Origin of the sequence: Pantoea sp. Ft-CA_14 (genome assembly GCF_024520875.1) — a bacterium.
Classification (GTDB): Bacteria; Pseudomonadota; Gammaproteobacteria; order Enterobacterales; family Enterobacteriaceae; genus Pantoea; species Pantoea agglomerans.
This window is the reverse complement of the sequence record NZ_JALNPM010000005.1, coordinates 25166-51179: the sequence shown is the minus strand read 5'-3', so window position 1 is coordinate 51179 and position 26014 is coordinate 25166. Positions and strand designations below refer to the sequence as shown.

General features: G+C 55.6%; 25 protein-coding genes. 9 read left to right on the top strand and 16 right to left on the bottom strand.

All coding sequences use genetic code 11. The annotated features are described in order from the left end of the window. Positions 1-31: 31 nt before the first annotated feature. From NR195_RS09685 to pmbA, 7 genes are all read right to left on the bottom strand, one after another. Positions 32-673: a DUF4310 family protein gene (locus NR195_RS09685; protein ID WP_010256482.1), complete on the bottom strand. Its 642-nt coding sequence runs from the start codon at positions 671-673 to the stop codon at positions 32-34. 11 nt (positions 674-684) lie between these two features. Next, positions 685-1461, bottom strand: coding sequence for a DUF4311 domain-containing protein (locus tag NR195_RS09680; RefSeq protein ID WP_010256480.1), 777 nt, complete (start codon positions 1459-1461; stop codon positions 685-687). 128 nt (positions 1462-1589) lie between these two features. Continuing rightward, positions 1590-1889, bottom strand: coding sequence for a DUF4312 family protein (locus NR195_RS09675; protein WP_010256479.1), 300 nt, complete (start codon positions 1887-1889; stop codon positions 1590-1592). Positions 1890-1891: 2 nt separating this feature from the next. Further along, positions 1892-2248: an SFCGS family glycine-rich protein gene (locus NR195_RS09670; protein ID WP_010256477.1), complete on the bottom strand. Its 357-nt coding sequence runs from the start codon at positions 2246-2248 to the stop codon at positions 1892-1894. Position 2249: 1 nt separating this feature from the next. Then, positions 2250-2597: a glycine dehydrogenase gene (locus NR195_RS09665; RefSeq protein ID WP_022623928.1), complete on the bottom strand. Its 348-nt coding sequence runs from the start codon at positions 2595-2597 to the stop codon at positions 2250-2252. A 295-nt stretch (positions 2598-2892) separates the two neighbouring features. Next, a complete protein-coding gene (gene cybC, locus NR195_RS09660; RefSeq protein ID WP_010256473.1) occupies positions 2893-3279 on the bottom strand; it encodes a cytochrome b562 in 387 nt (128 codons plus the stop codon). A gap of 63 nt (positions 3280-3342) precedes the next feature. Then, positions 3343-4683, bottom strand: coding sequence for a metalloprotease PmbA (gene pmbA / locus NR195_RS09655; protein ID WP_010256470.1), 1341 nt, complete (start codon positions 4681-4683; stop codon positions 3343-3345). 115 nt (positions 4684-4798) lie between these two features. On the opposite strand from pmbA, the gene yjgA reads away from it, so the two are divergent. Then, positions 4799-5344, top strand: a complete 546-nt coding sequence (gene yjgA / locus NR195_RS09650; RefSeq protein ID WP_010256467.1) for a ribosome biogenesis factor YjgA — start codon at positions 4799-4801, stop codon at positions 5342-5344. 40 nt (positions 5345-5384) lie between these two features. On the opposite strand, the gene NR195_RS09645 is transcribed toward yjgA, so the two are convergent. Together NR195_RS09645 and mpl are read right to left on the bottom strand one after the other, a co-directional pair. Further along, the gene (locus tag NR195_RS09645; protein ID WP_256844459.1) at positions 5385-6125 is read right to left on the bottom strand and encodes an oligogalacturonate-specific porin KdgM family protein; all 741 of its coding nucleotides are present in this window, start codon (positions 6123-6125) and stop codon (positions 5385-5387) included. Between the two features lie 355 nt (positions 6126-6480). Further along, positions 6481-7833, bottom strand: coding sequence for a UDP-N-acetylmuramate:L-alanyl-gamma-D-glutamyl-meso-diaminopimelate ligase (mpl, locus tag NR195_RS09640; RefSeq protein ID WP_256844458.1), 1353 nt, complete (start codon positions 7831-7833; stop codon positions 6481-6483). Positions 7834-8001: 168 nt separating this feature from the next. Here mpl and fbp point away from each other — a divergent pair, with 168 nt between their 5' ends. Then, a complete protein-coding gene (gene fbp, locus NR195_RS09635; RefSeq protein ID WP_010256459.1) occupies positions 8002-9009 on the top strand; it encodes a class 1 fructose-bisphosphatase in 1008 nt (335 codons plus the stop codon). Positions 9010-9072: 63 nt separating this feature from the next. Here fbp and NR195_RS09630 read toward each other — a convergent pair whose 3' ends face one another. Beyond that, entirely contained in the window at positions 9073-10632 is a 1560-nt protein-coding gene (locus NR195_RS09630; RefSeq protein ID WP_010256457.1) for a methyl-accepting chemotaxis protein, read from the bottom strand. 169 nt (positions 10633-10801) lie between these two features. Here NR195_RS09630 and NR195_RS09625 point away from each other — a divergent pair, with 169 nt between their 5' ends. The 3 genes from NR195_RS09625 (at position 10802) to ppa (ending at position 12354) form a co-directional block, all read left to right on the top strand. Continuing rightward, entirely contained in the window at positions 10802-11239 is a 438-nt protein-coding gene (locus tag NR195_RS09625; RefSeq protein ID WP_256844457.1) for a lysozyme inhibitor LprI family protein, read from the top strand. Positions 11240-11273: 34 nt separating this feature from the next. Further along, positions 11274-11723, top strand: coding sequence for a DUF441 domain-containing protein (locus NR195_RS09620; protein WP_003855520.1), 450 nt, complete (start codon positions 11274-11276; stop codon positions 11721-11723). A 100-nt stretch (positions 11724-11823) separates the two neighbouring features. Continuing rightward, positions 11824-12354, top strand: coding sequence for an inorganic diphosphatase (gene ppa / locus NR195_RS09615; protein ID WP_003855519.1), 531 nt, complete (start codon positions 11824-11826; stop codon positions 12352-12354). A gap of 59 nt (positions 12355-12413) precedes the next feature. On the opposite strand, the gene NR195_RS09610 is transcribed toward ppa, so the two are convergent. The 3 genes from NR195_RS09610 to NR195_RS09600 are packed head-to-tail and all read right to left on the bottom strand — an operon-like array spanning position 12414 to position 18249. Further along, positions 12414-12767, bottom strand: a complete 354-nt coding sequence (locus NR195_RS09610) for a gamma-glutamylcyclotransferase (RefSeq protein ID WP_010256451.1) — start codon at positions 12765-12767, stop codon at positions 12414-12416. A gap of 2 nt (positions 12768-12769) precedes the next feature. Continuing rightward, positions 12770-16537 carry a translocation/assembly module TamB domain-containing protein gene (locus tag NR195_RS09605; protein ID WP_256844456.1) on the bottom strand — a complete coding sequence of 1256 codons (3768 nt, stop codon included), beginning with the start codon at positions 16535-16537 and terminating at the stop codon, positions 12770-12772. Further along, the gene (locus NR195_RS09600; RefSeq protein WP_256844510.1) at positions 16534-18249 is read right to left on the bottom strand and encodes an autotransporter assembly complex family protein; all 1716 of its coding nucleotides are present in this window, start codon (positions 18247-18249) and stop codon (positions 16534-16536) included. Before NR195_RS09600 ends, NR195_RS09605 begins: the two co-directional genes overlap by 4 nt. 518 nt (positions 18250-18767) lie before the next feature. On the opposite strand from NR195_RS09600, the gene NR195_RS09595 reads away from it, so the two are divergent. Further along, positions 18768-20090 carry a hemolysin family protein gene (locus NR195_RS09595; RefSeq protein ID WP_010256442.1) on the top strand — a complete coding sequence of 441 codons (1323 nt, stop codon included), beginning with the start codon at positions 18768-18770 and terminating at the stop codon, positions 20088-20090. Positions 20091-20236: 146 nt separating this feature from the next. On the opposite strand, the gene NR195_RS09590 is transcribed toward NR195_RS09595, so the two are convergent. Then, positions 20237-20443: a DUF1107 domain-containing protein gene (locus NR195_RS09590; RefSeq protein WP_003855513.1), complete on the bottom strand. Its 207-nt coding sequence runs from the start codon at positions 20441-20443 to the stop codon at positions 20237-20239. Between the two features lie 314 nt (positions 20444-20757). Here NR195_RS09590 and NR195_RS09585 point away from each other — a divergent pair, with 314 nt between their 5' ends. Then, on the top strand, positions 20758-21315 hold the full coding sequence (locus tag NR195_RS09585; RefSeq protein WP_022623931.1) for a YtfJ family protein: 558 nt from the start codon (positions 20758-20760) through the stop codon (positions 21313-21315). Between the two features lie 74 nt (positions 21316-21389). On the opposite strand, the gene cysQ is transcribed toward NR195_RS09585, so the two are convergent. Then, a complete protein-coding gene (gene cysQ, locus NR195_RS09580; protein WP_256844455.1) occupies positions 21390-22133 on the bottom strand; it encodes a 3'(2'),5'-bisphosphate nucleotidase CysQ in 744 nt (247 codons plus the stop codon). Between the two features lie 293 nt (positions 22134-22426). On the opposite strand from cysQ, the gene NR195_RS09575 reads away from it, so the two are divergent. After that, the gene (locus NR195_RS09575) at positions 22427-24370 is read left to right on the top strand and encodes a bifunctional 2',3'-cyclic-nucleotide 2'-phosphodiesterase/3'-nucleotidase (protein WP_256844454.1); all 1944 of its coding nucleotides are present in this window, start codon (positions 22427-22429) and stop codon (positions 24368-24370) included. Between the two features lie 44 nt (positions 24371-24414). Here the strand turns inward: NR195_RS09575 and fklB are convergent, their stop codons facing one another. Then, positions 24415-25035, bottom strand: coding sequence for an FKBP-type peptidyl-prolyl cis-trans isomerase (gene fklB, locus NR195_RS09570; RefSeq protein ID WP_010256433.1), 621 nt, complete (start codon positions 25033-25035; stop codon positions 24415-24417). Between the two features lie 220 nt (positions 25036-25255). Here fklB and NR195_RS09565 point away from each other — a divergent pair, with 220 nt between their 5' ends. Further along, complete coding sequence (locus tag NR195_RS09565; protein ID WP_153020899.1) at positions 25256-25933, top strand: LysM-like peptidoglycan-binding domain-containing protein; 678 nt, start codon at positions 25256-25258, stop codon at positions 25931-25933. Positions 25934-26014 lie beyond the last annotated feature (81 nt).

Below are 26014 nucleotides of genomic sequence, written 5' to 3'. Positions count from 1 at the left end.
ACGGCAGCCCGCTGCCGGGCTGCCGGTGAGATCAGAGAGCAATCGGAAACAGTGCCCCAAGGATCATCGCGCCGAGGATGGCGCCGCCGGTAATGGGCTTGTTCCAGAGATAGAAGAGCAGCGCGCCCAGCAGCGAACCCAGGCCAATCGGAATGGATGCCGCCATGGCTGACAGGATGATCAGCGGCCCCAGAAAGCGCCCCGAGGCATTACCCGCACCCATCATCACGTCTGCGCCGTAGGTTGAGTCGCTCTGATTGATGGTGAATTTACGCGCCAGAATAATCAGGTAGCCAATCGCCACACCAATCACCAGGCCCGTCGCCAGCGAGGCAGCGAAGTTCGCCACCGGGAAGACAATGCCCGCACCCAGCAGCAGTGCCGGAACGCCCAGCCCGACGCCGGTCTGAATCGCCCCGCCGATATCCAGAATGCCCACCAGCGAGCCTTCGATGATACGGGCGAACAGGAAGCTGGCACCAAAGGCGGCGACCGCGCCGTAGACGCCGGTCTCCATGCCTGCGCGCAGCATCGACACAAACGCCACTTCGTTGAACGCGCCGATGCCATAGAGGTAATACATGTGTGTCCCGGCAAAGACGCCAGAAGAGAGCAGGCCAACAAAGATCGGGAAAGACCAGTCGGCGTACCAGAAGCCTTTATTTTCGTTCATCGCATCGCCTCTTATTTGCCGCTGACTGAGTTGTGGATCATGTCGAGCCAGCCGGGAATGCCGAGCTGGAAGGACTGCAGCAGCTTCATGTCGAAACCACGGAAGAAGCCGCTCAGCACAAACAGCAGCACGATGGCGGTCATCATGACTTTGGTGACCCGGTTCCAGCCGCTCTCTTCCACGCCTTTACCGATCAGGATACCCAGCACCAGCCCCGGCACGGCGTTGCCCATGATCAGCTGCGCCAGACCGCCAAAAATGGTGGCCCAGAAGCCTGACTTTCTGCCCGCGTCGATCGCCGCCAGCCAGAAGATCACCGGCATGACGGTGTTCACCAGCAGGTTAGCGGCGGGCACCAGCACTTTGACCGCCGTGACCTGCAGCGCAGCCGGAACAGCCGAGGCGGTGGAGTTGAGGAAGGCGACCACGATCATGCCGATGATGCCGCAGGCGATGGCCATTTTTTTCGGATCGTGCAGCGTCTCTGCCACATTACGATTCTTCACCATCAAGGCGGCCGCACCCCAGTTTGGAATGATGCGATGATCCACATCCTGAGTGAATGAACCGGCTGCAACCGACGATGCCCAGGCATTGAAAAAGAAGCCAAGACCAAAGGAGAAGTGGGATGCCGGATCGCCCTCGCACGAGTTCAGTTCGCCCAGCGTACGGAAAGCGCCCATGCCCTGAGTGGTTGGCGCGTGGAACATGCGCGCCGCACCCGCACCGACGCCGACCCCTACCAGCCCGCCAATGATCAACGACTTAAACAAAATGATTAAAAACATGTTGTTGTACCTTGTTGTCGTTTTTACCTGCCCAATCGCACGCCGCCGCATCGCCCACGCCTGATCATCGCGATGTCGCGACAGCAGAGCATCGGGCAAACGGCTGGCTGGCGTTAACAGGCTCTGTTTTACGATGCCGCCGTGAACGCCACCTGTTCGGTGTCGAAAACGGTGACGCTGACGGTGATCTCCAGCGTGACGCTGAAGCTCCGCCGTTGGCGCGCCAGAAAGAAGAAGAGAAACTTCTCGGTTTTGACGCTCTCCTGCGCGCGCAGCACCCGGACATCCTGAGGTTCAATGCGCAGCAGAATTTTTTGCGTCGCGCGCAGAACCTGGTTCTGCACACGACTCAGGGCATCGGCAAAGGCTTTCGCTTTGGTGTCGCCTTTGCCCTCGACCGTCACCTGGGTAACGTATTGTTCTTTCATAATCAGCTGCCGTGCTTCTTGTTCCAGGCCTGCACCAGCCGCTCACCTAACTCTTCTTTATCCATAAAGCCGAAGCCCAGCACCGTGGCACCTTCATTAATGGCGGTGACGCCTTCGTCGACAGAACGCATGCCATGCTTTGCTTTGTAGCCATATTTGTTCTGAGCGGTGATAGCACCGGCGCCGCCGCTGCCGCAGAACGAGATGCCGAAATCGGCGTTTTCCGCCTTCATCACGTCACCCAGTTTCATGTCAGCGGCGACACCTGGCACCACGACGGCACGGCCACCCGCTTTTTCGATGCCCGCCGCCACTTTCTGTCCTTTACCTAAACGATCACCAATCACTACTGTTACCATCTTATGTTCCTCTCTGGTTGTTTGATCGCGCGACTTCAATATGCACTGACAGCAGCCAGGCCTCTTCGCGGGGCAGATTGCCAAACAGATCGACGACCTGCTGCGCCAGCGCTAACGTTTCCGGCGGAATATCTTCAAACAGCTCCGCTTCCACTTCCGGCAGCGGCTCACCGCTCAGCGAGCGTGACGCCATGGCACCGACATGCGATTGCAGCATCTGCTGCTGAACCGCATTGGGCTGAATACCCTGCTGCTGATAGATCGCAGCAATCTGCGTCATCACGCTGTCAGCCAGCTGTTGCACTTTCTCAGGTGCCGCTTCATACACCGGGACGCCGTTATTACTCACCTTGCTACTCCTGTTAAACCGGATAATTCGCGTTAAAAACAAATTAGCGGTCATCGCCCCGGCTGTGGAGAGGCAACATTTCCAGCAGCAAGTGGAAATTGAAGTGAAGGTTGTGCGTCAGATCGCAGGCTGCATGCTTAGTGCGACACGTGTCGCAGAATGCGTTATTTGATGGATTTAACCGAGAAAAGCGGTGATGTTGTGCGGCGACAAGCCGGACGCGCGGGGGTTCAGGGTGCGGTAATAAGCAGAAGTGATGGTAAAAAACCGCCGGCCTGGCTGGCCGGCGATCTGATTAACGGAATTTCTTATGGTTGGTATTGCGGATGTCGTCGAACTTCGCTGCTTCGCGTTTCGCCCCGTCCACATTGTTGGCTTTCGCCAGCGCGCTGACCACATCGATCTGCGCGATCAGTGAGTCGATACCGGCATGGAAATCTTTCACCTGTGGGCTGTCAGCCGGCTGGCCTTCCAGCTTATCCGGCGTGCCCTGTCGCGCATCCTGCGCTGCGGCACGCATTTTGGTTAACGCCTGCTGCATCTCCTGAGCATTGTCACTTTTTTTGACGATTTTCAGGTTCGCATTCAGTGTATCCATATCCTGCTCCAGATCCGCCGCATAGAGACTGACGCTGGAGAACAACAGAGAAGCCGACAACATTGCAATCACATGCTTACGCATCATTACTTCCTTTTTATTGTGATGAAAAAAAAGCAGCCAACCGGCTGCTTCAGGAATCCATCTTTATTGTCCCGCTATCTTCATCTCAGGCAGTAACACTGAACCGCACTGGATATTGCTGCGGGTTTCAATATCGTCACCGATGGTCACCATATTGCGCCACATCTCTTTGAGATTTCCGGCGATAGTCACTTCGCTGACCGGGTACTGAATAACGCCATTCTCGACCCAGAACCCGGCCGCACCGCGTGAGTAATCACCGGTAATGGCGCTGACGCCCTGACCCATCAGTTCGGTCACCACTAACCCGGTGCCCATCTGCTTCAGCAGGTCGTCAAAGCTGTGGCCCTGGCCCGCAATGCGCCAGTTATGAATGCCGCCAGCGTGACCGGTGCTGGTCAGGCCCAGTTTGCGGGCTGAGTAGCTGGTTAACAGCCAGGTCTGCAGCACGCCATCTTTAATGATATCGCGCGCCTGGGTACGCACCCCTTCGCTGTCGAATGGCGTGGAGGCGAGCCCTTTCAGCAGATGCGGCTGTTCATTGATGGTGAGCCACTCCGGCAGGATCTGCTGACCCATAGAATCCAGCAGGAAGGTCGATTTACGATAAACGTTGCCGCCGCTGATCGCGCCAACCAGATGACCAAATAAGCCGGTTGCCACTTCTGAGGCGAAAATCACCGGGGCTTTCATGGTCGGAAGTTTACGCGGTGCCAGACGAGAGAGCGTGCGGCGCGCGCACTCTGCGCCTACCCACTCCGGGCTCTTCAAATCTTCAAACGCGCGCCCAATGGTGTAGGCGTAGTCGCGCTCCATGTTGCCATCCTGCTCGGCAATCACGCTGCTGGAGAGCGAGTGACGGCTTGAGCAGTAGCTCTGTAACATACCGTGGCTGTTGCCAAAGACTTTGATGCCGACGTGGCTGTTGAAGCTGCCACCTTCGGTATTGGTAATACGCTTGTCGGCGCGTAGTGATGCCTGTTCCGCCTGCGCAGCCAGTTCAATGGCGCGGTCAGCATCAATCTCCCACGGATGGTAGAGATCCAGATCTGGCGCATCATAGGCCAGCAGCTCTGCGTCGGCCGGACCGGCAAAGGGATCGGGCGAGGTATAGCGTGCAATATCAATCGCCGCCTGCACGGTGCGTTTGATCGCGTCCGGGCTGAGGTCGGTCGATGAGGCGCTGCCTTTACGATTCTGATGATAGACGGTGATGCCCAGCGCACCGTCGCTGTTGAATTCGACGTTTTCCACTTCGCCATAGCGGGTGCTGACCCCGATGCCGGTGGTTTTACTGACTGCCACTTCCGCGCTGTCAGTGCTTGCTTTAGCCAGTTCAAGTGCCTGCGCAATGGCCTGCTCCAGTACTTTTCGCTGTTCTGCAACCTGAGTAGATACGTTCATCGACCTGCCGTCTAATCTTATGTGTGAATGATTTGAGTCTATCAGAGTCAGAGAACAATTTCGCAGTCACCCGATAAACTGGTAGGATTAGCCTCTTTTTTTTGGGAGCCCGGAAATGACCAAACAGCCCGATGAGTGGCTCGACGATGTGCCAGATAATGACGAAGAAGAAGATGAAGAGATTATCTGGGTCAGTAAGAGTGAAATTAAACGCGATGCAGAAGAGTTAAAGCGCCTGGGTGCCGAACTGGTTGATCTGGGTAAAAACTCGCTGGATAAAATCCCGCTGGATGAGCGCCTGCGTACCGAAGTTGAACTGGCACAGCGCATCAAGAAAGAGGGTCGCCGTCGTCAGCTGCAGCTGATCGGTAAACTGCTGCGCAGTATTGATGTGGAGCCGATCCGCGTTGCGCTGGATAAGCTCAATAATCGCCATAACCAGCAGGTTGCGCTGTTCCATAAACTGGAAATGCTGCGCGATCGTCTGATTGAACAGGGTGATGAAGCGATGGGCGACGTGATTGCGCTTTATCCCGATGCCGATCGTCAGCAGTTACGCAGCATGATCCGTAACGCGCAGAAAGAGAAAGCGGGCAGCAAGCCGCCGAAGTCTGCCCGTCAGATTTTCCAGTATCTGCGCGAACTGGCCGAAGCGAAGTAACGCCATGGCGGGCAGCCTCGCCCGCCTCCCGGCAGCGCATTTATCGATAGATATAGAGAATACCGGTGCGCAGCCGCAGCTGGCGTTCGCTCGATGTCGCAGAACGTCCGATATCACCAAAGGTGACGTAAGGCACCCAGACGCGATCGTTGCCAAGCGCATAATCGAACTGTAACTCCTGTTCGTAATCATCATGTTTATTGGCAAAGAGTTTCGCATCCGCGTGTTTATACACCAGCTTATAGGTGGTGGTCAGCCGATCGCTTTTATTTCGCAGATAGAGATCAAAACGGTTGGCAGTGCGATGCCGGTCAGTATCGCAATAATCAATACCGCCGGTACGGCATTGATCGTCATGCGCATAATCGGTCAGCTCAAGACGATAAAGGCCACCGAGAGACCAGCGATCATTAAATTTATACCAGGGTGCCACACCAAATTTCCATTCAGTGCGCGAGGAGTTAAATTCTGGCTGAATAAAAGGCGACACTGTCCAGTTTCCCCAGTAATACGACTTCAGAAAGGTCACCTCCACCACATTTAACACGGTGTCGTTATAATATTTGTCTTTTGGATCGGCGCCGCCGGTTTTGAATTTGGTTTCGACGCCGAGAAACATATTTTCCGGCAGCGTGGTGCTCAGACCCAGCTTGTCGTAGTGCGTGCGGTCGCGAAGGCGGTACTCATGCCGGTAATCAACGGTGGCCGTGGCCAGCGCCGCAGCAGAACTGCATAACAACGCGGCGCCCAGCAAAAACGACAATGAATTATTGTTTCCCATATGAACATCCTTATTAGTGGTAATCAGAGCAATGAATTATTCGAACTCATTCGTTTAACCCAGAGTTAACTTATATTTAAAATCCTCATTAATATAAGATCGCGCATAAAGAGAACCTGTTATTTATCCCTTTAACTTTAACGCGTTAATTATTATTCCTCAGTTACTACAGGGATGATGCTAGAAATAACCGGCGAGAGCGGCCTTTCTGTTTCAGACACTAATAAGAAAAATATGGCAACGGCAGGAAGAGTGAGCAGATCGAATTCAAAAATATGCGGGATTTATTGAGGGAATAATATTTCCGGAGATAATGCTTTTAAAAAAAAAGCGCCCGAAACGGGCGCCTGTGACATTATGCCAGCCTGTCCAGCAGCTTCTGGTGGATGCCACCAAACCCGCCGTTGCTCATGACCAGAATCGTGTCGCCTGGCTGAGCGGCTTTGGCCACCATTTCCACCAGGGTATCGATATCCGCGCTCCAGTGCGCAGGCGGAATGCACGCTTCTGCGACATCTGATACCTGCCACGGAATATGGTGCGGCTGGAACAGAAAGACCTCATCAGCACGCGCCAGCGACGGTGCCAGATCGTTCTTGCTGACGCCCATCTTCATGGTATTAGAGCGTGGCTCCAGCACAGCCAGGATACGCGCTCTGCCGCCAACTTTGCTACGCAGGGCAGCCAGCGTCGCCAGAATCGCGGTCGGATGGTGGGCGAAGTCATCATAGACTTTGATGCTGTTCACTTCGCCGCGCAGCTCCAGCCGTCGACGCGCATTGATAAAGCTGTTCAGCGCCTGGCCTGCATCTTCCGGCTTCACACCCACATGGCGCGCGGCAGCGATCGCCATCAGCCCGTTGTGCATATTGTGTTCACCCACCAGCGCCCAGTTCACTTCCCCGACTTTTTCGCCGTCGAGCCAGATTTCCCAGTGAGACGCATCATTGATGAGCTTCTTCGCCTGCCAGCGCCCGTGCTCGCCGACGTTCTCCTGTTCGCTCCAGCAGCCCATCGCCATCACCTGTTTGAGGTTAGGATCATGTTCCGGCAGCAGGATCTTGCCCTGGCCCGGTACGATCCGCACCAGGTGGTGGAACTGCTTCTGGATCGCGCGCAGATCGTCAAAGATATCGGCGTGATCAAACTCAAGATTATTGAGGATCAGCGTACGTGGGCAGTAATGGACAAACTTGGAACGCTTATCGAAAAACGCGCAGTCGTACTCATCCGCCTCAATTACGAAGAATGGACTTTTTCCTAATTTTGCCGAGACATCGAAGTTTCCGGGCACACCACCAATAATAAAGCCTGGCTCAAGGCCGCAGGCCTCGAGAATCCACGCTGCCATGCCGGCTGTGGTGGTTTTACCGTGGGTTCCCGCGACCGCCAGCACCCAGCGATCGCGCAGCACGAAATCGTGCAGCCACTGCGGGCCAGAGAGGTAAGGAATGTTGCGTTCCAGCACCGCTTCCACGCAAGGATTACCCCGCGTCATCGCGTTGCCGATAATCACCAGATCAGGCACCGGGTCAAGCTGAATGGCGTCGTAACCTTCTGTTAATTCAATACCTTGCTGTTCAAGCAGAGTACTCATAGGTGGGTAAACGTTGGCGTCTGACCCGGTCACCTGATGACCAAGTGAACGGGCCAGCATCGCCAGACCGCCCATAAAAGTGCCACAAATCCCGAGGATGTGAATGCGCATTACGTGATCCATTACTCAAAAGTTCGGCGCACAGTGTAACGCCGCTCGCAGATGGAAGAAACGGATTAGGACTATGGTTTTTGAAGTTCAATCGGCTAAACTGCGTACGCATCCGTTGGCAGACTGTTACGCGTGCTGCCACTCCATCGAAGATTCAGGGAATGTGTTATGAAAACGTTGGGCGAATTTATCGTCGAGAAGCAGCATGACTTTCCGCACGCTACAGGTGAACTGACAGCGCTGATTTCCGCTATTAAGCTGGGTGCCAAAATCATCCACCGCGATATCAACAAAGCCGGTTTAGTGGATATTCTGGGTGCCAGCGGCGTCGAGAATATTCAGGGTGAGCAGCAGATGAAACTTGATCTGTTTGCCAACGAGAAACTGAAGGCAGCACTGAAAGCACGCGGCATCGTCGCCGGTATCGCTTCTGAGGAAGAAGACGAGTTTGTGATCTTTGAAGGTGAAGAAAACGGTAAGTACGTGGTGTTAATGGATCCACTGGATGGTTCTTCTAACATTGACGTTAACGTTTCCGTCGGCACCATTTTCTCTATCTACCGCCGCGTCAGCGAGCCGGGTACGCCGGTTGTTGAAGCTGACTTCATGCAGCCAGGCAACAAGCAGGTCGCTGCCGGTTACGTGGTTTACGGCTCCTCCACCATGATGGTTTATACCACCGGTGCAGGCGTGCATGCGTTTACTTACGATCCGTCTCTGGGTGTGTTCTGCCTCAGCCACGAACGTATGACCTATCCACCAACGGGTTACACCTACTCCATTAACGAAGGTAACTACATTCGTTTCCCGCAGGGTGTGAAGAAATATCTGAAGTTCTGTCAGGAAGAGGATCTGCCCACGCACCGTCCTTATACCTCACGTTACATCGGATCGCTGGTCGCGGATTTCCATCGTAATCTGCTGAAAGGCGGCATCTACCTCTATCCAAGCACCGCCAGCCATCCTCAGGGTAAGCTGCGTCTGCTGTATGAGTGCAACCCGATGGCGTTCCTGGCAGAGCAGGCGGGCGGTAAAGCCAGCGACGGTCAGAAGCGTATTCTGGATATTCCACCGGTCACGCTGCACCAGCGCTGTCCGTTCTACTGCGGTAACGAGGCGATGGTGAACGACGTTGAGCGTTTCCTGGCCGAGTTCCCGGATTGCCGTCAGGGTTAATCCGGCAGTGGTATAAAAAGTCATATAAAAAGTAAGGGCGCGATTTTCGCGCCCTTGCTGTTTTTACGCCGTCTGCAACCTGAACTGCGCCATGGTTGCCTGAAGCTGATCGGACTGCGCTTCCAGCGACTGGGTCGCGGCGGTGGCCTGCTCTACCAGCGCCGCGTTCTGCTGCGCCGCCGCATCCATCTGTGTGACCGCCAGATTAACCTGCTCAATGCCACGGCTCTGTTCGTCGGAGGCCATCGAAATCTCTTTCATCAGTGCCGTTACGCGCATGACCTCACCAGAAATCTCATCCATGGTTTCCCCGGCCCGCGTCGCCATCTCGCTGCCCTCTTTCACCCTCGACTGTGAATCACTAATCAGCGTACGGATCTCTTTGGCCGCGTTAGCGCTGCGCTGTGCCAGCGTGCGCACTTCATTTGCCACTACCGCAAAGCCACGGCCCTGTTCGCCTGCGCGCGCCGCTTCAACGGCGGCGTTGAGCGCCAGAATGTTGGTCTGGAAGGCGATACCATCAATCACGCCAAGAATGTCGCCGATACGATTGGCACTGTCGGTAATCTCATGCATTTTTTCCATCACGTAGCAGACTACCTCCGCGCCGCGATCGGCAGTATCAGAGACCGCGTTAGCCAGCTGGTGCGCCTGCTGGGCATTGCTGGCGTTAAGCCGCACGGTTGCCGTGAGCTGCTCCATGCTGGCGGCAGTCTGCTCCAGCGAGGCGGCGGACTCTTCGGTACGCTGCGACAGATTGACGTTGCCCGCGGCCAGTTCACGGCTGCCGATGTCGATCTGCATACTCGCTTCGCGCACCTGACTCACCGAGGTGCGCAACGACTGCTGCATTCCGGCGAGCGCATGATTAAGCCGCCCCAGCTCATTGTTGCCCGACGGTGGCAGCGCCTGCGAGAGGTCGCCCGCCGCGACCTGCTCAAGATGGAGAATGGCCAGGTTCAGCGGCTGCAGCAGCATCCTACGCAGCAGTTGCCAGGCGAGCACCAGCAGCAGCAGTGTTAATACCACCGCCACGGCGATCAGGATTTTCATTTTGGTTTCGTTGTAGGCCGCCTGCGCCAGCTGGGCCTGCGTGATCTGATCGGCCAGCTGACTGAAGTCCGTGACGGCCTTGTTATAGCTGGCCGCCAGCGTCGCCAGGTTGCCTTCCAGCAATTGGTAATACTCGTCGGTATATTGCTTATCCAGGGCGTTCATCATTGGTTTGATACCCTGATCGAGATAGGCTTTGTAACTGGCCGAAACCGCATCGGCCAGCTTTTTGCCGTGCGCCGTCACCGTTCCGGCGTCCACAAAACGCTTCAGGCTTTGCTGTGATGAGACCACATCCGCCTGCGACAGTTTTGTTACTGCCGCCCCCTCTTCCAGCAAACCAATTTCAATTTTACGCACCGCCAGCGCGGCGTTAGCGCGGGCCCGCATCAGATCGGCATTGCTCTGGTAAAGACTGTTCAGCTCGATCCCCTGAATGCGGTTGATCACATCCAGCGAGCGATTCCCTTTGTTAATTGCCACGATACCCATAAAACTCACCGCCAACAGCAGCAGTGTCATAAATGCCAGCAATGCCAGCAACCCCGTGCGAAGTGATAACTGTTTCATCCAGATAGTTTCCGTGTATGTGAAAAGGCAAATTTTCCAGCGGCCCTAAAACGGATGAAGTATCGGCAGTAACGGCGCGAAACTTTAACCCTGATTAGTGTTAACAACTTGATCATCACGGGAACATCCATCAAGCTAATCGCCGCTTATCCGTTATCCGGAGAAAAGAATGAAACCAGGATTACTTCTGATGCTGCTGTGCCTCAGCACGGCGGTGCTGGCAGAGGATCTGCCGACAGACGCCTCGCCCGATCGCTGCCTCAATGACGCCTCTACTACCCTTGCCATGAACCAGTGCTACGCTGCGGCTAATCGGACCTGGGATCAGGAGATGAATAAGCAGTACAACAAACTGATGAAAACCCTCTCCGGCGAACCTAAAAACAAACTGCGTGCCGCGCAGCGCGCCTGGCTGAGCTACCGCGACAGCTGGCTTGAGGCGAGCCGCAGCCAGCTCAGTACACAAGGCTCGCTGGGCAGCGTGGCGCTGAGCGCTCAGAGCCTGAGCCTGGTGCGCAATCAGGCACTGATGCTGCAGTCACTTGGTAAAGGCAGCTGTGCTAACCCCGATGACTGCTGGTCGATAACCGGCTTTTGCGCTGATTGAAGTCAGCGCACTCATTAACCTTCAGGGAGAAACCATGGCTGCTTACGCCTCGACCATCATTCTGATTTGCCTCGCCGTGCTGAGTTATTTCGTTCACAACAACGCGGTCACGATTTCAATTCTGGTGCTGCTGGCGATTAAAATTACCCCGCTGGCTCAGTTCTTCCCCTACGTAGAAAAACAGGGCATTACCTTAGGCATCATTATTCTTACCGTGGCGGTGATGGCCCCGCTGGCAAGCGGCTCACTGCCCGCTTCTGCGCTGATCAAGTCGTTTGCTAACTGGAAGTCGATTGTGGCGATTCTGGTGGGGATCTTTGTCGCCTGGCTGGGCGGCCGTGGCGTGAACTTTATGAGCGTCCAGCCTTCGGTGATTGGTGGTCTGCTGATTGGTACGGTGATTGGCGTGGCGTTCTTCCGAGGGGTGCCGGTAGGACCACTGATTGCCGCAGGCATTGTTTCGCTGTTTGTGGCGGCTAAGTAGCGTTTGGGCGCATTCCGAAACGCCAAAAAGGGGGCATACTTTCAGAGTCAGTTGGCTATAATAGCCGACACTCAACATACGACTACTGAAGGAATGCCAGATGAGTTTGAACCAGGTGCCAGCAGGTAAAGACCTGCCAGAAGATATCTACGTTGTCATTGAGATCCCAGCGAATGCTGATCCGATCAAATATGAAGTTGATAAAGAGTCTGGTGCCCTGTTTGTAGACCGTTTCATGTCTACCGCCATGTTCTATCCGTGCAACTACGGCTACATCAACCATACCCTTTCTCTGGATGGTGATCCGGTTGACGTACTGGTTCCGACCCCGTATCCACTGGTTCCAGGCTCAGTGATCCGCTGCCGTCCGGTTGGCGTGCTGAAAATGACCGACGAGTCTGGCGAAGATGCCAAACTGGTTGCCGTTCCGCACACCAAACTCTCTAAAGAGTACGATCACATCAAAGATGTGAACGACCTGCCAGAACTGCTGCGTGCACAGATCACCCACTTCTTTGAGCACTACAAAGATCTGGAAAAAGGCAAATGGGTGAAAGTGGATGGCTGGGATAATGCCGAAGCCGCTAAAGCTGAAATCATCTCCTCTTACGAGCGCGCACAGAAGAAGTAATTCTGCTGCCGGTTTGTGAGTCGAAAAAAAAACACCGTCCGGATGGACGGTGTTTTTGTTCAGGCCTCTGGCTCCTCATCGCGCTTCAGCCAGTCACCACTCATGATGCGCTGGCGTCCTGCCACTGAGCGTTGATAGACATAAAGCCATGCACTGCCAAACGGCGTCTGAGTCAGATAACGTTTGTACTCTCCCCCTTTGGTGCGAAGCGCATCCAGCTCCGCAAGGGTTGAGGCATCAATGCGGTACACCTCACAATGTACCGCTCCATTGCCCTCAATCACGCCGGGATAATGGCCCAGACTGTAAAGCTCAAAGCCTTCAATCTGGTGATCACCCAGCCACTGCGCATTCGTCATCCAGTGACTGTTTCCCTGTTTGCGCCGTAAACTGCCGTAGACAATTATTCGCATTGCTAAAACTCAAACTGATAGAGCAAATCGAGAGCCTGATCCACACCGGACACGGCTTCCAGATAGAGTTTAGGCATCAGGCGGTAACGCAAGGTTAACGTCGCCAGTGAATCAAATATGCCAACACCGTATTTTACCTGCAGACCCGGTAGCACATAGCCGCTGACCTGCACCTGCTGGCTGTCGCCAACACCGGCAGTATCAACAGCGAGATTGCTGACACCGAATGTCTCCCCGATTTTACCCACAACCTGCCCACTTTGTGCAACCCCTAAGCCAACAAGTGCTGAAGTGAGGGCGTTACTGTCGCCGTCGCTGCCCAATCCCTGACCGCGCAGCAGATAGGAAAGCGCTTCCTGTTGCGACATCGCCGGATCGGAGAAGACTTCCGCTTTTGGCTCATCCGCCAGGCCAGTGACGCGCAGACCCGCGGTGACGCCATCCTCGGTGGCATCCGGATTACGGATGGCTTCCAGGTTGACATAAGGCTGATCCGGCGGACCGGCAAACTGCAGCTCGCCTTTACGCACGATCAGATCCTGACCATAAGCGTGGAAGCGACCGGACGGAATGTTGATCTGACCGTTCAGGCCGAGTCCTGACTTATCCTGCACCATTTTCAGATCGCCATTCAGCTTCGCTTTCAGGCCAAATGCAGAGAGCCGCACATCGTTGCCGACGTGGATCACCAGATTGCTGTTAATCGGAATCGCGGCGGTTTGCGGTGCAATCGGCTTCAGCTGTTTATCCAGCAACACCTCATCCGACGAGACGCCAGTGGCGCTTTCCGGCACTTCCTGCACCGTGATGCGCGCCCATGGAATATCGACCCGGCCATCAAGGTTAAAGGCCGCTGGCGTCGCTTCAAACACCAGATCCGGCGAGACATCCATGCGCACCATCGGCGGCACGGTCACGCGAACCCGGCTGCCCTGCGCCGCAATGCGCGCACGCCAGTTGTCGAGCTGGCTCCAGTCTGCGTTACCGCTGAGGTTGATATTGCCCTGCCCGGTCTGCACCAGCCCGTTCAGGGTGGAGCTCATGCCGTTAAACACCAGATTCAGGTTGGCACTGGTCAGGTCAACCGGCATAAAGTTGCCATCCACATCCACACCCGTCAGGCCAAGCTGACCAAATACCTGCGGCTGCTGCACGCTGCCGCCCAGGCGCAGGCTGCTGTTCAGGCTGCCTTTTATCTTCTCGCCCTGCATCAGTGCCGGATTGAGCATCGCCAGCGAGACATTGCGGATGTTGACGTTACCGCCCAGCGTGCGGCGATTTTGCGGATCGTCGATCTGCACGTTGCCATCCAGCTGACCGTTATTGGCGATGCGGATCAGCCAGTCGAGCTGGGCGCGTCCGTTTCGCAGCGCGGCATTGAGGTTCAGCGTGTCAAAGGCGATCGGCAGATTGTTGCCCTGCACATCCTGCACCACTTTCACGCCGTTGCCCTTCAGCGCCACGGTACCGGTCGGCAGGCTGCCATCGGCAGTCCAGTTGACGCGCACGTCACCGCTGAACAGGCCGCTAAGCTGAGTCGCATCCGGCATAAACGGCTTCACCATCGCCAGGTCAAAGCGATTCAGCACCACATGCGCCTTGCCTGCCGGTCCCGCTTCAACTGGCTCCGGCACACAAATTTGCGCATTGGGGTTCTGCCAGCAGTGCGGCCCGATGGTTGCCGTCTGGCGGCTGTTCAGATAGTCGATGGCCATGGCGCGGGTCAGACGCCACTCACCGACTGGCGTATCAAAGTGGGTGTCGTTCAGCGACCCTTTCCAGCGCTCGGTCTGGCGATCAAAGCTGCCGTTCAGCGCCAGCTGGCCAGAGACCGGTTTGCCCTGCACATTGAGCTTCAGCTGATGCTGATGCTCATTGCCGTCCGCGTTCAGCGTCAGCAGGCTGATGTTCAGCGCATCCTGCTTCAGCTGCTCGACGCGCAGTTGCAGTTTACCCGCCACCTGCTCGCCGGAACGGACGTCGCCATTCAGGGTGACGCGATTGATCTGCATCTGCTGCCAGCGCAGACCACGGGCATTAAGATCGGCCAGCAGCTGCGGTGCCTTCAGGGTACCCCGCGCTTTTATTGTGCCGTTGATGACGCCGCCCAGACCCGGCAGCGCATTGTCGAGCTGGGGTGCGTCGATACTGGCATCGAGATCCAGACTGTCGCCCAGCGCGCCTTTAACATCCAGATGGTTGCGTCCCAGCGCCAGCTTAATGCCCGGCACCGTCCACTGGTTGTAGCTGTTACCGGTCAGGGAGCCATCAGCGGTCACGGCGTTCTGTTTCACATTGCCTTTCAGCTGTAGCTGCGGCACGCTCAGTTGCCAGCTGCCACCATACAGACTGCCGCGGGTGGTGATTTTGCCATCCAGCCTTGCTGGCCAGTCGGGATACTGTTTAGCGGTATTAATTCCCGCCAGCGTCAGCTCACTGCGCCAGCTTATCGCCTTGCTCCAGTCCACCAGCGCGGTGAGATCGATATTGCCCTGCAGCGCAGCCACGCGCAGGCGGTCGAGGCTGAACTGCTCAACGTTGCCTTTACCCGTCAGCGAGATCGTCGCCGGTGGTACAGATTCACCCTTCACGGCAGTCTGCAGCGACATCACATAGTCGGTGGCTTTGCCTTTGAACTGATAGTCCAGGTTATCCGCCTGATACGCTACCGGACCGGTCAGCGGCCAGCGTAACTGCGGACTGGTCAGCTTCAGTGACAGCGGCAGTCCCGCCACCGCCAGCTGGGTCGTGGCGTCCAGCTGCGCATTCACCGGACCGGAGAGGTTCAGCCCCATCTTCAGCTCGTCGCGCATCGCGCCATTAAGTTTCAGCGCGAGCTTTTCGCCTTTAATCGGATCGGTATTCACTGTGCCGTTAAGGGAGAAATCGACAGGCCAGTTATCCGCCAGCGTCGCCTGACCGCTACCCTTCAGGTTGCCGAGGTTCGAGTCCACCTCCAGCGTGCTGAGCTGCATCTGACGATCGGCGGTTCTGGCTTTCAGCAGCAACCGGCTGACGGAAATATCGGTGTCGCCGGTAATGCGCAGCTGTTCACCCAGAATCTGCTGCACCTCAATATCCAGTGGCAGACGGAAATCAGGCATCGCAGGCAGCAGGGGTTGCGCAAACATCGCCTGCAGCGTTTCACCCAGCGGTTTTTCAGCAGGATGTGGCTGCTGGACTTTCGGCTCCACCACCTCGTCATTGACCACTTTCGCCGCTTTCGGCAGCGCAATCAGCAGGCTTTGAATATGGGTCGGGTTCAGCGTCAGCGCACGATCCTGCCACTGCAGGCCGGTGGTGAAGTCGAGCAGCGATATTGCGGTGTCATCAACTTTGACATTGATATTGTGCAGGCCAAAGTGACGCAGCGTGATGGGGTATGGCGTGCTGAGGTTAGTGTTGCCACTCTCCTCTTCCGGCGCTGGTGCCGCTGGCGTCATTTTCTTGCTGTCGACCACCACGCTGATATCGCGCAGGGAGACATCGTTAACGCACACGGAGGAGTGCAGCAGGCAGTTGAGATCCACCGCCAGATGAATTTGCCCGGCATCAACGCTGACGCCGGGCATTTCGTAACGCAGACCGTTAAGGGTCAGGTTACGCCAGCCCCCATCGACCTGTTTGATTGACAGGCCCGGCACCCAGCGCGACGCACCTTTCAGTACTAAATGCAGCCCAGGCGTGGTACCGATTAAAAATGCCACCCCACCCAACAGCACGACCAGAAAGATCAGAATGCCGATCAGGACCTTTTTCCACAGCTTCATAGTTCTGGCCCCAGCCCTACGTAAAATTGTAATCCATGCTCTTCGTCATCCCCGATGGGTCTGGCGATATCAAATTTGATTGGGCCAACCGGTGAAGACCAGCGCACGCCGACGCCCGCACCGGTTTTGACGTTACTTTGCTTGATGTCGTTAACCGCTTCGCCCGAGTCGACAAACACCGCGCCCCACCATTTCCCGGTGACGTTGTACTGATATTCCAGCGATCCGGTGGCGAGTTTTGATGCACCGGTGAGTTTGCCGTCATCATCGCGCGGTGAAATATTTTTGTATTTGTAGCCACGAATACTGCGGTCACCACCGGCAAAGAAGCGCAGATCCGGCGGCACTTTGTCGAAGTCGTTGGTTTCGATCCAGCCCAGATTGCCACGTGCCACAAAGCGATGACTGTCGCCAAGGGTACGGATCCAGACGTTTTGCGCCTGCAGGATCAGGAAGTCGACGTCTGAACCCCAGGTGGTATCAGAGACGTCTGCCGAATAGCGCTGTGAATCGCCCCATGTCGGCATCAGGCCGCCACGGGAACGGGTACGGTTTACGCTGACGCCGGGATAGATCAGCATAGTGGTGTTGGTCACGCTGCCCTGAGTAAAGTGATCCAGGCTCCAGCGCAGGTTGACCGCCTTCTGCCAGCCGCTGCTGCTGTCCCAGTTGCGCGACATCGCAAGCGTCGTGGTATCCGCTTTGGTGTCGTTGAGGTCGGTGCGCTTCAGGCCGCCGGAGAAGGTGTAGTACTGCTCAAGCGGGCTTTTCAGCAGCGGTACTTTGTAGCTGAGATCGACCTGCTGTTCCGGCGCGGAAACGTAGGCGCTGGCCGCCAGGCTGTGGCCGCTGTCGTTGATCCACGGTTTTTTCCAGGTCCCTTTCAGGCGCGGACCGACGTCTGTGGAATAGCCGACGCCGGTTTCAATGGTGTTTTCGGTGCGGGGTGACATTACTGCGCTCAGCGGTAGCACTTTGGTCTGTCGTCCCTTGCTGAATTCCGGCGCGACCACCACCGAATTAAACCAGCCGGTAGCGGAGAGGCGGCGATTCAGCTCGGCTAAATCGCGGGAGCTGTAGTAGTCCCCTTCTTTAAACGGCACCAGGTTTTGCAGGTACTCTTCGCGAATTTGCGATCCCTGGAAAGTAACGTCGCCGAAGCGATAGCGTTCGCCACTGTCGTAGTCGATATCCCAGAACGCTTCACGCCGCTCCACCGAGACACCAAGCTGGCTTTTTTTAAACGTGCCGTCGAAATAGCCGTTACGCAGTGCGAGATTAGAGAAGCCGCTTTTGAATTTGTCATATTGCCCGTGGTTAAGCTGGCTGCCCACTTCAGGGCGTCCCTGCTTCACCCAGGCTTTGTAATCCGCGTCATTACGCGCATCGCCTTCGACCACAATCGTGCTGCCGCCGATTTTTACCGGTTCACCAGGCGTTACGTGTGCCACTAATACCGGTCGTCCCCCCTGCGCAGGCGCGGGGCGGGATTCAAAATCGATGGTGGGCTCGTAATAACCGAGCGCGCGCAGCCCCTCTTTTATCGCAACAGAAACGCGCGCGCGAAAGCGGCCATCATTAGAGACCTCATCGCTGCCGATGGTGGACAGACGCGCTCTGACATTCTTTTGCAGATCCCCGGATAAGCCGTCTACCTGTAATCGCACTGTCGCCGCCTCAAGGGCGGGCGCGGCAAGCAGCAGGCCAGCCATGCAATAAACATAAAATCGTGGCACCTGTACTCCTGTTAATCATGCCGGCCCCTTTTCCGCGGGGCGCTTATTAATCTTCTTTGCCCGCACTACCGCAACGGCAACATCCTCATCATAGCCGCACTTTATGGCAAACGGCGGAGCAACTCTGACATCTAAGTCAAATAACGGGGCTATTGTCGGTAAATGGGGTGAGCGATACAACTCCTGCGGGTCGGAATGATCAGTCCGATATGACTCACTCAGATAAATCCGAGTCTGTAACCGGCCGCTCTGGCTGCTAATGCGCCCTTAAGCAGCGGTTTGCCCTCTGGCGGCGCAATGAGCGCTCCTGCTATAATCGGCCACCACAGGCATGCCGCCTGTTTTCATTTCTGCCCCGACATGTCGTTTGTTGTCGAACTGGCGCAGACATTTTTGGCACGGATAGCTTTGTTTCACGGATAAACCAACTCTGTTTGCGCTTACCCACGCTGCCCAGGCCAAAAATGACAAGTGGATAACCCTTTGGATCTCATATGTTAGATAGCTTACTTGTCATTCTGTTACTGATCGTAATCAGTGCCTTTTTCTCTCTGTCGGAGATCTCGCTGGCGGCCGCCCGTAAGATCAAACTGAAACTGCTGGCCGATGAAGGCAACGTAAATGCGCAGCGCGTGCTGAAAATGCAGGAAACGCCGGGCATGTTCTTCACCGTGGTGCAGATTGGCCTCAACGCCGTCGCCATCCTGGGGGGTATTGTTGGCGATGCGGCGTTTTCGCCGGTTTTCAGCGGCCTGTTTAACCGGTTTGTCTCGCCGGAACTGGCGGAGCAGCTCAGCTTTATCTGCTCCTTCACCATCGTCACCAGCCTGTTTATCCTGTTTGCTGACTTAACCCCAAAGCGGGTCGGCATGGTCGCACCGGAAACCATCGCGCTGCGCATCATCAACCCGATGCGTTTCTGCCTGCTGATAATGCGTCCGTTGGTGTTTCTGTTTAATGGCCTGGCTAACGTCTTCTTCCGTATTTTCAAGCTGCCGATGGTGCGTAAAGATGACATCACCTCCGACGATATCTACGCGGTGGTTGAAGCGGGTGCGCTGGCTGGCGTGCTGCGTAAGCAGGAGCATGAGCTGATTGAAAACGTATTTGAGCTGGAGTCACGTACCGTTCCCTCCTCAATGACCTCACGTGAGAATATTGTCTGGTTTGATCTGCACGAAGATGAGACCAGCCTCAAAACCAAAATCGCCCAGCATCCTCACTCGAAGTTTCTGGTCTGCAGCGGCGATATCGACCATATCGTTGGCTATGTCGACTCCAAAGAGCTGCTGCTGCGCGTGCTGGGTAATCAGAGCATGGCGCTGAACAGCGGCCTGCAGATTCGCTCGGCGCTGATCGTGCCGGACACGCTGACCCTCTCTGAAGCGCTGGAAAGTTTTAAAACCGCCGGAGAAGATTTCGCGGTGATCATGAACGAATATGCGCTGGTTGTGGGCATTATTACCCTGAATGATGTAATGACCACGCTGATGGGCGATCTGGTTGGTCAGGGTATGGAAGAGCAGATTGTGGCGCGCGATGAGAATTCATGGCTGGTTGAAGGCGGTACGCCGATTGATGACGTGATGCGCGTGCTGGACATTGATGATTTCCCGCAGTCAGGCAACTACGAAACCATCGGCGGCTTTATGATGTATATGTTGCGTAAGATTCCGAAACGTACCGATTTTGTGAAGTTTGCTGGCTACAAGTTCGAGGTGGTGGATATTGATAGCTATCGCATCGATCAGCTGCTGGTCACCCGCATCGATGAACGACCGCCGGTGCTGAGCATGACGAAAAGCGAAGAAGAGTAGAATGACCAGCAGTCTGGACACGGACAGCGCGGAACAACCGGAATGTGACGTAGTCTGTGAGAATTGTTGGCACTGCTCAGGTTCAGAGTGACAAATAAAATGGCCTGACTGGCCAGACACTAAGGGCGCCATCGGCGCCCTTATGATTAGTTGAACTCAAGTTTGAGACGAACGACCTGGCGGTTAATTTCTGACATCACGCTCAGGTGCTGTTTGTCTTTAACGCGCGGGATTAATACTTTCCCTTTGTCGAACTCGAACGCGCCGACGTCCTTGATATACAACCTTCCTTTGAACAGCGTTTTTACATATTTCGCTATTTGTAGCGGATTATAGCGCTGGAAGATCTTCATACTGACTAACTCCTGTACATTTTTAAGCACGCTTCGCCGTTTCCAAATTTGGTTCCAGCCCATGAAGCGCGAATTCGCGATAACTATAGAACACTCAAACCTACTAATGTTCCTAAAAGTGATTTTTTTTACTGAATTGACACATCATTACAGAACACTCTGTTATCAGGCTCACACAACACAGTATAAACCTTCGTTGGTTAAGGAATTGTGGCGGCCATAACAAACCTGACACCTTTCCAGGACAGGCGCATCATCCCTGCTTACTATTGCAGTAAAATGACTAACTGGTCTGATCACTCAAGGAAATAGCAATGCGAATAATTCTGGCAGCTGTAGCGTTGTCTTTACTGATACCGGCAAGCGTGATGGCTCATGACCTCAGGCAGGATATGCGGGTACCGGCCGTTGGCGTGAACGACAAAGGCGAGCTGTTATTGCAGCAGGATAAGTTTAGCTACAAAAACTGGAATAGCGCGCAGCTCGGCGGAAAAGTTCGCGTGGTTCAGCACATCGCGGGTCGCTCATCCGCTAAAGAGATGAATGCCGCATTGATCGAGGCGATTAAGGCCGCGAAGCTGCCGCATGATCGCTATCAGACCACCACCATCGTGAATACAGATGATGCCATTCCCGGTACGGGCATGTTTGTGCGCAGCAGCGTCGAGACTAACAAGCAGCAATATCCGTGGTCGCAGTTTGTTGTCGACAGCAAGGGCAATGTGCAGCATGCCTGGCAGTTACAGCCGGGCGGTTCCGCCATTGTGGTGCTGGATAAGCAGGGTAAGGTGAAATTTGTGAAGGATGGATCGCTGACGCAGGATGAAGTGACAAAAGTGATTACGCTGGTCACCTCCCTGCTGAAGGATTAATCGCTGAAGCCCCGGTGGGGAGAGCATCGCCCGACGGGGTTTCAGCCTTCAGCAGGCTGAGCGCTCAGACAGCGTTAAAACAGTGAAACGCGGAAGCCAGGATTAAGGAAGGATTCGCGCGGCGCGTAGTCCAGAGTTTTACCCTGCCAGTCGTGCACATGCGCGCCCGCCGCCATCGCCACGGCATGACCCGCGCCGGTATCCCAGATGTTGGTGGGTCCGAAACGGGGATAGAGCTGCGCTTTTCCTTCTGCCACCAGGCAGAATTTCAGTGAGGATCCGGTCGCGACGGTCTGATGTTCACCTAACTGCTTCAGGTACTCTTTCATCTCATCGTCGTCGCCATGTGAACGACTTACCACCACCAGCGGAGGTCGCGCATCACGGACATGAATCTGTTCACGCTGACCGCCCTCCTCTTTCCACGCTTTGCCGTCTGCAGCGGAGTACATCACGCCCAGCACCGGCGCATAGACTACGCCCATTACCGGCTTGCCCGCTTCGATCAGCGCAACATTAACGGTAAATTCGCCGTTACGCTTGATGAACTCTTTGGTGCCATCCAGCGGATCGACCAGCCAGTAGCGCTGCCAGTGCTGACGCACTTCCCAGGCTGGCGGATCTTCTTCTGACAGCACGGGGAGATCAGGCGTTAACTTTTTGAGGCCCGCGAGGATCACCTCGTGTGCAGCGATATCCGCGGCGGTCACCGGCGAATCATCCGATTTGTGAGAAACGTCAAGCGGCGCGGCACCGTTATAGACCTGCATAATCGCGTCGCCTGCTTCGCGTGCCAGTTGGCAGATTTGCTCTAACATTTTTCACCTCATTGTGTCTGTCTGCTGCCGGATCAGCTCATCGTCAGATAGTGACATTTTAGCAGTTCCGCCTGAAGTACCCATTTACAGGCACTTTGGCGATTCAATTTATAGATATATCAATATCATAGTTACCCATTTATCGCCACGCCTGTGCCGCTACGCCTCCATCGTTTAAGAATCCGTCGCTGACCGATGCGCCAAAACGTTATACCCATCACGATTTAAAATGACTATCTGTCATGCTTTTACATTATTTTGAGATCCTTATTTATTTTGCAGCAGGAGCAAGCATGTTTAAGCCCGGAATGATGTTACTGGCACTGAGCGTTTCCGTCGCCACCCAGGCGGCGACGGTGGATTTGCGGATACTGGAAACCACCGATCTGCACAGCAATATGATGGATTTCGACTATTACAAAGACACGCCAACCGAGAAGTTTGGTTTGGTGCGAACCGCCACGCTGATCCACGCCGCACGCCAGGAGGTGAAAAACAGCCTGCTGGTCGATAACGGCGACATCATTCAGGGCAGCCCGCTGGGTGACTACATGGCGGCCAAAGGATTACGTGAGGGCGAGATCCATCCGGTCTACAAGGCGCTCAACACGCTGGATTACAGCGTCGGTAACCTCGGCAATCATGAATTCAATTATGGCCTGCCCTACCTGAAAAAAGCGCTGGCGGGCGCACGCTTCCCCTATGTGAACGCCAACGTGATTGATGTGAAGAGCGGCAAACCGCTGTTTACCCCATACCTCATCAAATCCACTACGGTGGTTGATCGCGAGGGCAAGACGCAGACCCTGAAGATAGGTTATATCGGCTTTGTGCCGCCGCAGATCATGGTGTGGGATAAAGCCAACCTGCAGGGCAAGGTACGCGTCGATGACATCACCGAAACGGCTCGCCGCTACGTGCCTGAGATGCGCGCGCAGGGCGCCGATCTGATTATCGCTATTCCCCACTCCGGCCTGAGCAGCGAGCCGTATCACACGATGGCGGAGAACTCGGTTTACTATCTCAGCCAGGTGGAAGGCATTAACGCCATCCTGTTTGGTCATGCGCATGCGGTCTTCCCCGGCAAGGAGTTTGCTGACATCAAGGGTGCAGATATCGCCAACGGCACCCTGAACGGTATTCCGGCGGTGATGCCAGGCATGTGGGGCGATCACCTTGGCGTGGTTGACCTGGTGCTGAACAATGAGGGAGGACGCTGGCAGGTCAGCAGCGGCAAAGCACAGGCGCGGCCCATCTACGATACCGCAGCGAAGAAATCGCTGGCGGCAGAGGATCCGGCGCTGGTGAAGGTACTGGCTGACGATCACCACGCCACGCGAGAGTTTGTGGCGAAGCCCATCGGCAAGTCCGCCGATGTGATGTACAGCTACCTGTCGCTGGTACAGGACGATCCGACGGTACAGATCGTCAATAATGCCCAGCGCGCCTACGTGGAGCATTTCATTCAGGGCGATCCGGATCTGGGCCGCCTGCCGGTGCTCTCTGCTGCTGCGCCGTTTAAAGCGGGCGGACGTAAAAACGATCCGGCCAGCTATGTCGAAGTGGAGAAAGGCGCGCTGACCTTCCGTAACGCGGCCGATCTCTATCTCTATCCCAATACCTTGGTGGTCATGAAAGTCACCGGTGCGCAGGTAAAAGAGTGGCTGGAGTGCTCAGCGGGCCAGTTTAATCAGATCGATCCCCACAGCACGAAAACGCAGTCGCTGATCAACTGGGATTTTCGCACCTATAACTTTGATGTGATTGACGGGGTTAATTATCAGATTGATGTGACCCAGCCCGCGCGCTACGACGCAGAGTGTCAGTTGATCCATCCTGAGGCCTCACGTATCCGTCAGCTTAGCTGGCAGGGTAAACCCGTCGATCCACAGGCGACCTTCCTGGTGGCGACCAATAACTATCGCGCTTACGGCGGTAAGTTTGCCGGCACCGGAGATAAATACATCGCCTTTGCCTCGCCGGATGAGAACCGTTCCGTGGTTGCCGCCTACATCAGCGCAGAAACCAAAGCGCACGGTGAAGTTCAGCCGAAGGCGGACAATAACTGGCGGCTGGCACCGATTACCTCATCCACCCCACTCGACATTCAGTTTGAAACGGCACCGGGTGATAAAGCGACCGGATTTATTAAGCAGCATGCGCAATATCCGCTTCAGCCCAAAGGGGCAGATGCGATCGGCTTTGCTCTGTGGCAGGTGAATTTACAGCAGAAATAAGGCGGAAGAAAACGCTGCAACCGGGGTGGTTGCAGCGTGCGGAATTACAGAATTTCCAGCAGTTCGACTTCGAAGATCAGGGTGCTGAATGGTGGGATAGAGGCACCCGCACCGCGCTCGCCATACGCGAGGTTCTGTGGGATCACCAGTTCCCATTTTGAGCCAACCGGCATCAGGGTCAGCGCTTCAATCCAGCCTGGAATTACGCCGCTTACCGGGAATTCCGCCGGTTCGCCACGGGCAACAGAGCTGTCGAATACGCTGCCGTCGATCAGTTTACCGGTGTAGTGAACGCGTACGCGATCCTGACGTGATGGGATTGGACCCTCGCCCTGCGTAATCACGCTGAATTGCAGGCCTGATTCGGTGCTGCTCACGCCTTCACGCTGCGCATGTTCCTGCAGGAACGCCTGACCTTCTGCGGCCATGGCTTCGGTGCGCTCACGACGCACGCCTTCAGCGCGTTCATGCACTTCACGCAGTGCGCGATGAACCACATCAACCGGTACGGCCGGCGAGTTCCCTTCCAGCGCGTCGCGCAGACCCGCGAGCAGTGCTTCTGGTTGCAGACCCTGCAGACCAGATTCCAGCAACTGCTGGCCAACCTGTAAACCAATACCGTAACTTGCTTGTGCTTCGACGCTGTCGAAAGAAGGGGTAGTCATCTTCGTTCCTTTCACTCTCGGATAAATTCGAACGGGCAGCATAGCAGCGCAGGCCGCTGGCGTAAAATGCCCTGCATCGCAGATGACTTTTGCCGGGGAAAGAGAAACAATAGAGCCGTCAATTTTATCAATGCTGGCAGGCACTTCGCGCCGGTATTGCCCATACTATAACTATCGGGGGGGATCACCCCCTCTGTAGCACACGAATAAGAGAGCAAACATGGGCCAGATAGCCCCACGACGCCGCAGGATGCGTGCAAAATATCTTGTATCCCGGCTGCAGACCTGGCTGGCCGCACGCAGGCTAAAGCAGCCTGCCGGAGAGGAGGAACCCCGAATGGCTTCAGACACGTCATCCCGCCTGCCGACATGGCTTCAGCGTATCTGGCATTTTACCGACCACATTCGCTGGATGGACCCGCTGCCTGCGCTGCACCGCCGTGGCATTGTGGCCGCACTGCTGGTGATGCTGGTGGCGTTTCTCTGGCCCGCCAGCACGCTGCGCTATCCGGTCGAGCAGCCGGTCGCACCCCAGACGGAGAAAGAGGTGCCGATGCAGGCGGATATTTATGAGAACAACAGTAGCCGCCAGCCGTCATCCTCACCGTCTCAGCAGACGCCAAAAGCCGATTCTCAGGGCGAGTGGCGCAATCTGACCATCGCTTCCGGTCAGACGCTGGCGCAGCTGTTTCGTGATAATAGTCTGCCGGTCAATGATGTGTTTGCGATGGCGCGGGTGGAAGGCAGCGATCAGCCACTCAGCTCACTGAAAAGTGGTCAGCAGGTGAAAATCCGTCAGGATGCGCAGGGGGCGGTAACAGGTCTGACGGTGGAGGGCGCAAACGGTCCGGTGCTGTTTACACGTCAGCCAGACGGCAGCTTTATTCGCGCGCAGTAACGCGAACAGCGGCGATTGAAAGGCACAAAAACAAAAACGCCGGCACTGGGCCGGCGTTTGTGTCGTGCTCAGTTAATAAAG

Excerpts from the sequence above, each read along its gene's own strand:
- NR195_RS09620 (WP_003855520.1), top strand. The coding sequence starts at position 11,274 with ATGGCTGCTTACGCCTCGACCATCATTCTGATTTGCCTCGCCGTGCTG.
- NR195_RS09645 (WP_256844459.1), bottom strand. The coding sequence starts at position 6,125 with ATGGGAAACAATAATTCATTGTCGTTTTTGCTGGGCGCCGCGTTGTTA.
- NR195_RS09685 (WP_010256482.1), bottom strand. The coding sequence starts at position 673 with ATGAACGAAAATAAAGGCTTCTGGTACGCCGACTGGTCTTTCCCGATC.
- NR195_RS09565 (WP_153020899.1), top strand. The coding sequence starts at position 25,256 with ATGGGCCAGATAGCCCCACGACGCCGCAGGATGCGTGCAAAATATCTT.
- NR195_RS09670 (WP_010256477.1), bottom strand. The coding sequence starts at position 2,248 with ATGGTAACAGTAGTGATTGGTGATCGTTTAGGTAAAGGACAGAAAGTG.
- ppa (WP_003855519.1), top strand. The coding sequence starts at position 11,824 with ATGAGTTTGAACCAGGTGCCAGCAGGTAAAGACCTGCCAGAAGATATC.
- mpl (WP_256844458.1), bottom strand. The coding sequence starts at position 7,833 with ATGCGCATTCACATCCTCGGGATTTGTGGCACTTTTATGGGCGGTCTG.
- NR195_RS09680 (WP_010256480.1), bottom strand. The coding sequence starts at position 1,461 with ATGTTTTTAATCATTTTGTTTAAGTCGTTGATCATTGGCGGGCTGGTA.
- fbp (WP_010256459.1), top strand. The coding sequence starts at position 8,002 with ATGAAAACGTTGGGCGAATTTATCGTCGAGAAGCAGCATGACTTTCCG.
- NR195_RS09600 (WP_256844510.1), bottom strand. The coding sequence starts at position 18,249 with ATGGCTGGCCTGCTGCTTGCCGCGCCCGCCCTTGAGGCGGCGACAGTG.
- NR195_RS09625 (WP_256844457.1), top strand. The coding sequence starts at position 10,802 with ATGAAACCAGGATTACTTCTGATGCTGCTGTGCCTCAGCACGGCGGTG.
- yjgA (WP_010256467.1), top strand. The coding sequence starts at position 4,799 with ATGACCAAACAGCCCGATGAGTGGCTCGACGATGTGCCAGATAATGAC.
- NR195_RS09595 (WP_010256442.1), top strand. The coding sequence starts at position 18,768 with ATGTTAGATAGCTTACTTGTCATTCTGTTACTGATCGTAATCAGTGCC.
- cybC (WP_010256473.1), bottom strand. The coding sequence starts at position 3,279 with ATGCGTAAGCATGTGATTGCAATGTTGTCGGCTTCTCTGTTGTTCTCC.
- NR195_RS09610 (WP_010256451.1), bottom strand. The coding sequence starts at position 12,767 with ATGCGAATAATTGTCTACGGCAGTTTACGGCGCAAACAGGGAAACAGT.
- NR195_RS09590 (WP_003855513.1), bottom strand. The coding sequence starts at position 20,443 with ATGAAGATCTTCCAGCGCTATAATCCGCTACAAATAGCGAAATATGTA.
- cysQ (WP_256844455.1), bottom strand. The coding sequence starts at position 22,133 with ATGTTAGAGCAAATCTGCCAACTGGCACGCGAAGCAGGCGACGCGATT.
- pmbA (WP_010256470.1), bottom strand. The coding sequence starts at position 4,683 with ATGAACGTATCTACTCAGGTTGCAGAACAGCGAAAAGTACTGGAGCAG.
- NR195_RS09575 (WP_256844454.1), top strand. The coding sequence starts at position 22,427 with ATGTTTAAGCCCGGAATGATGTTACTGGCACTGAGCGTTTCCGTCGCC.
- NR195_RS09605 (WP_256844456.1), bottom strand. The coding sequence starts at position 16,537 with ATGAAGCTGTGGAAAAAGGTCCTGATCGGCATTCTGATCTTTCTGGTC.
- NR195_RS09585 (WP_022623931.1), top strand. The coding sequence starts at position 20,758 with ATGCGAATAATTCTGGCAGCTGTAGCGTTGTCTTTACTGATACCGGCA.
- NR195_RS09675 (WP_010256479.1), bottom strand. The coding sequence starts at position 1,889 with ATGAAAGAACAATACGTTACCCAGGTGACGGTCGAGGGCAAAGGCGAC.
- fklB (WP_010256433.1), bottom strand. The coding sequence starts at position 25,035 with ATGACTACCCCTTCTTTCGACAGCGTCGAAGCACAAGCAAGTTACGGT.
- NR195_RS09630 (WP_010256457.1), bottom strand. The coding sequence starts at position 10,632 with ATGAAACAGTTATCACTTCGCACGGGGTTGCTGGCATTGCTGGCATTT.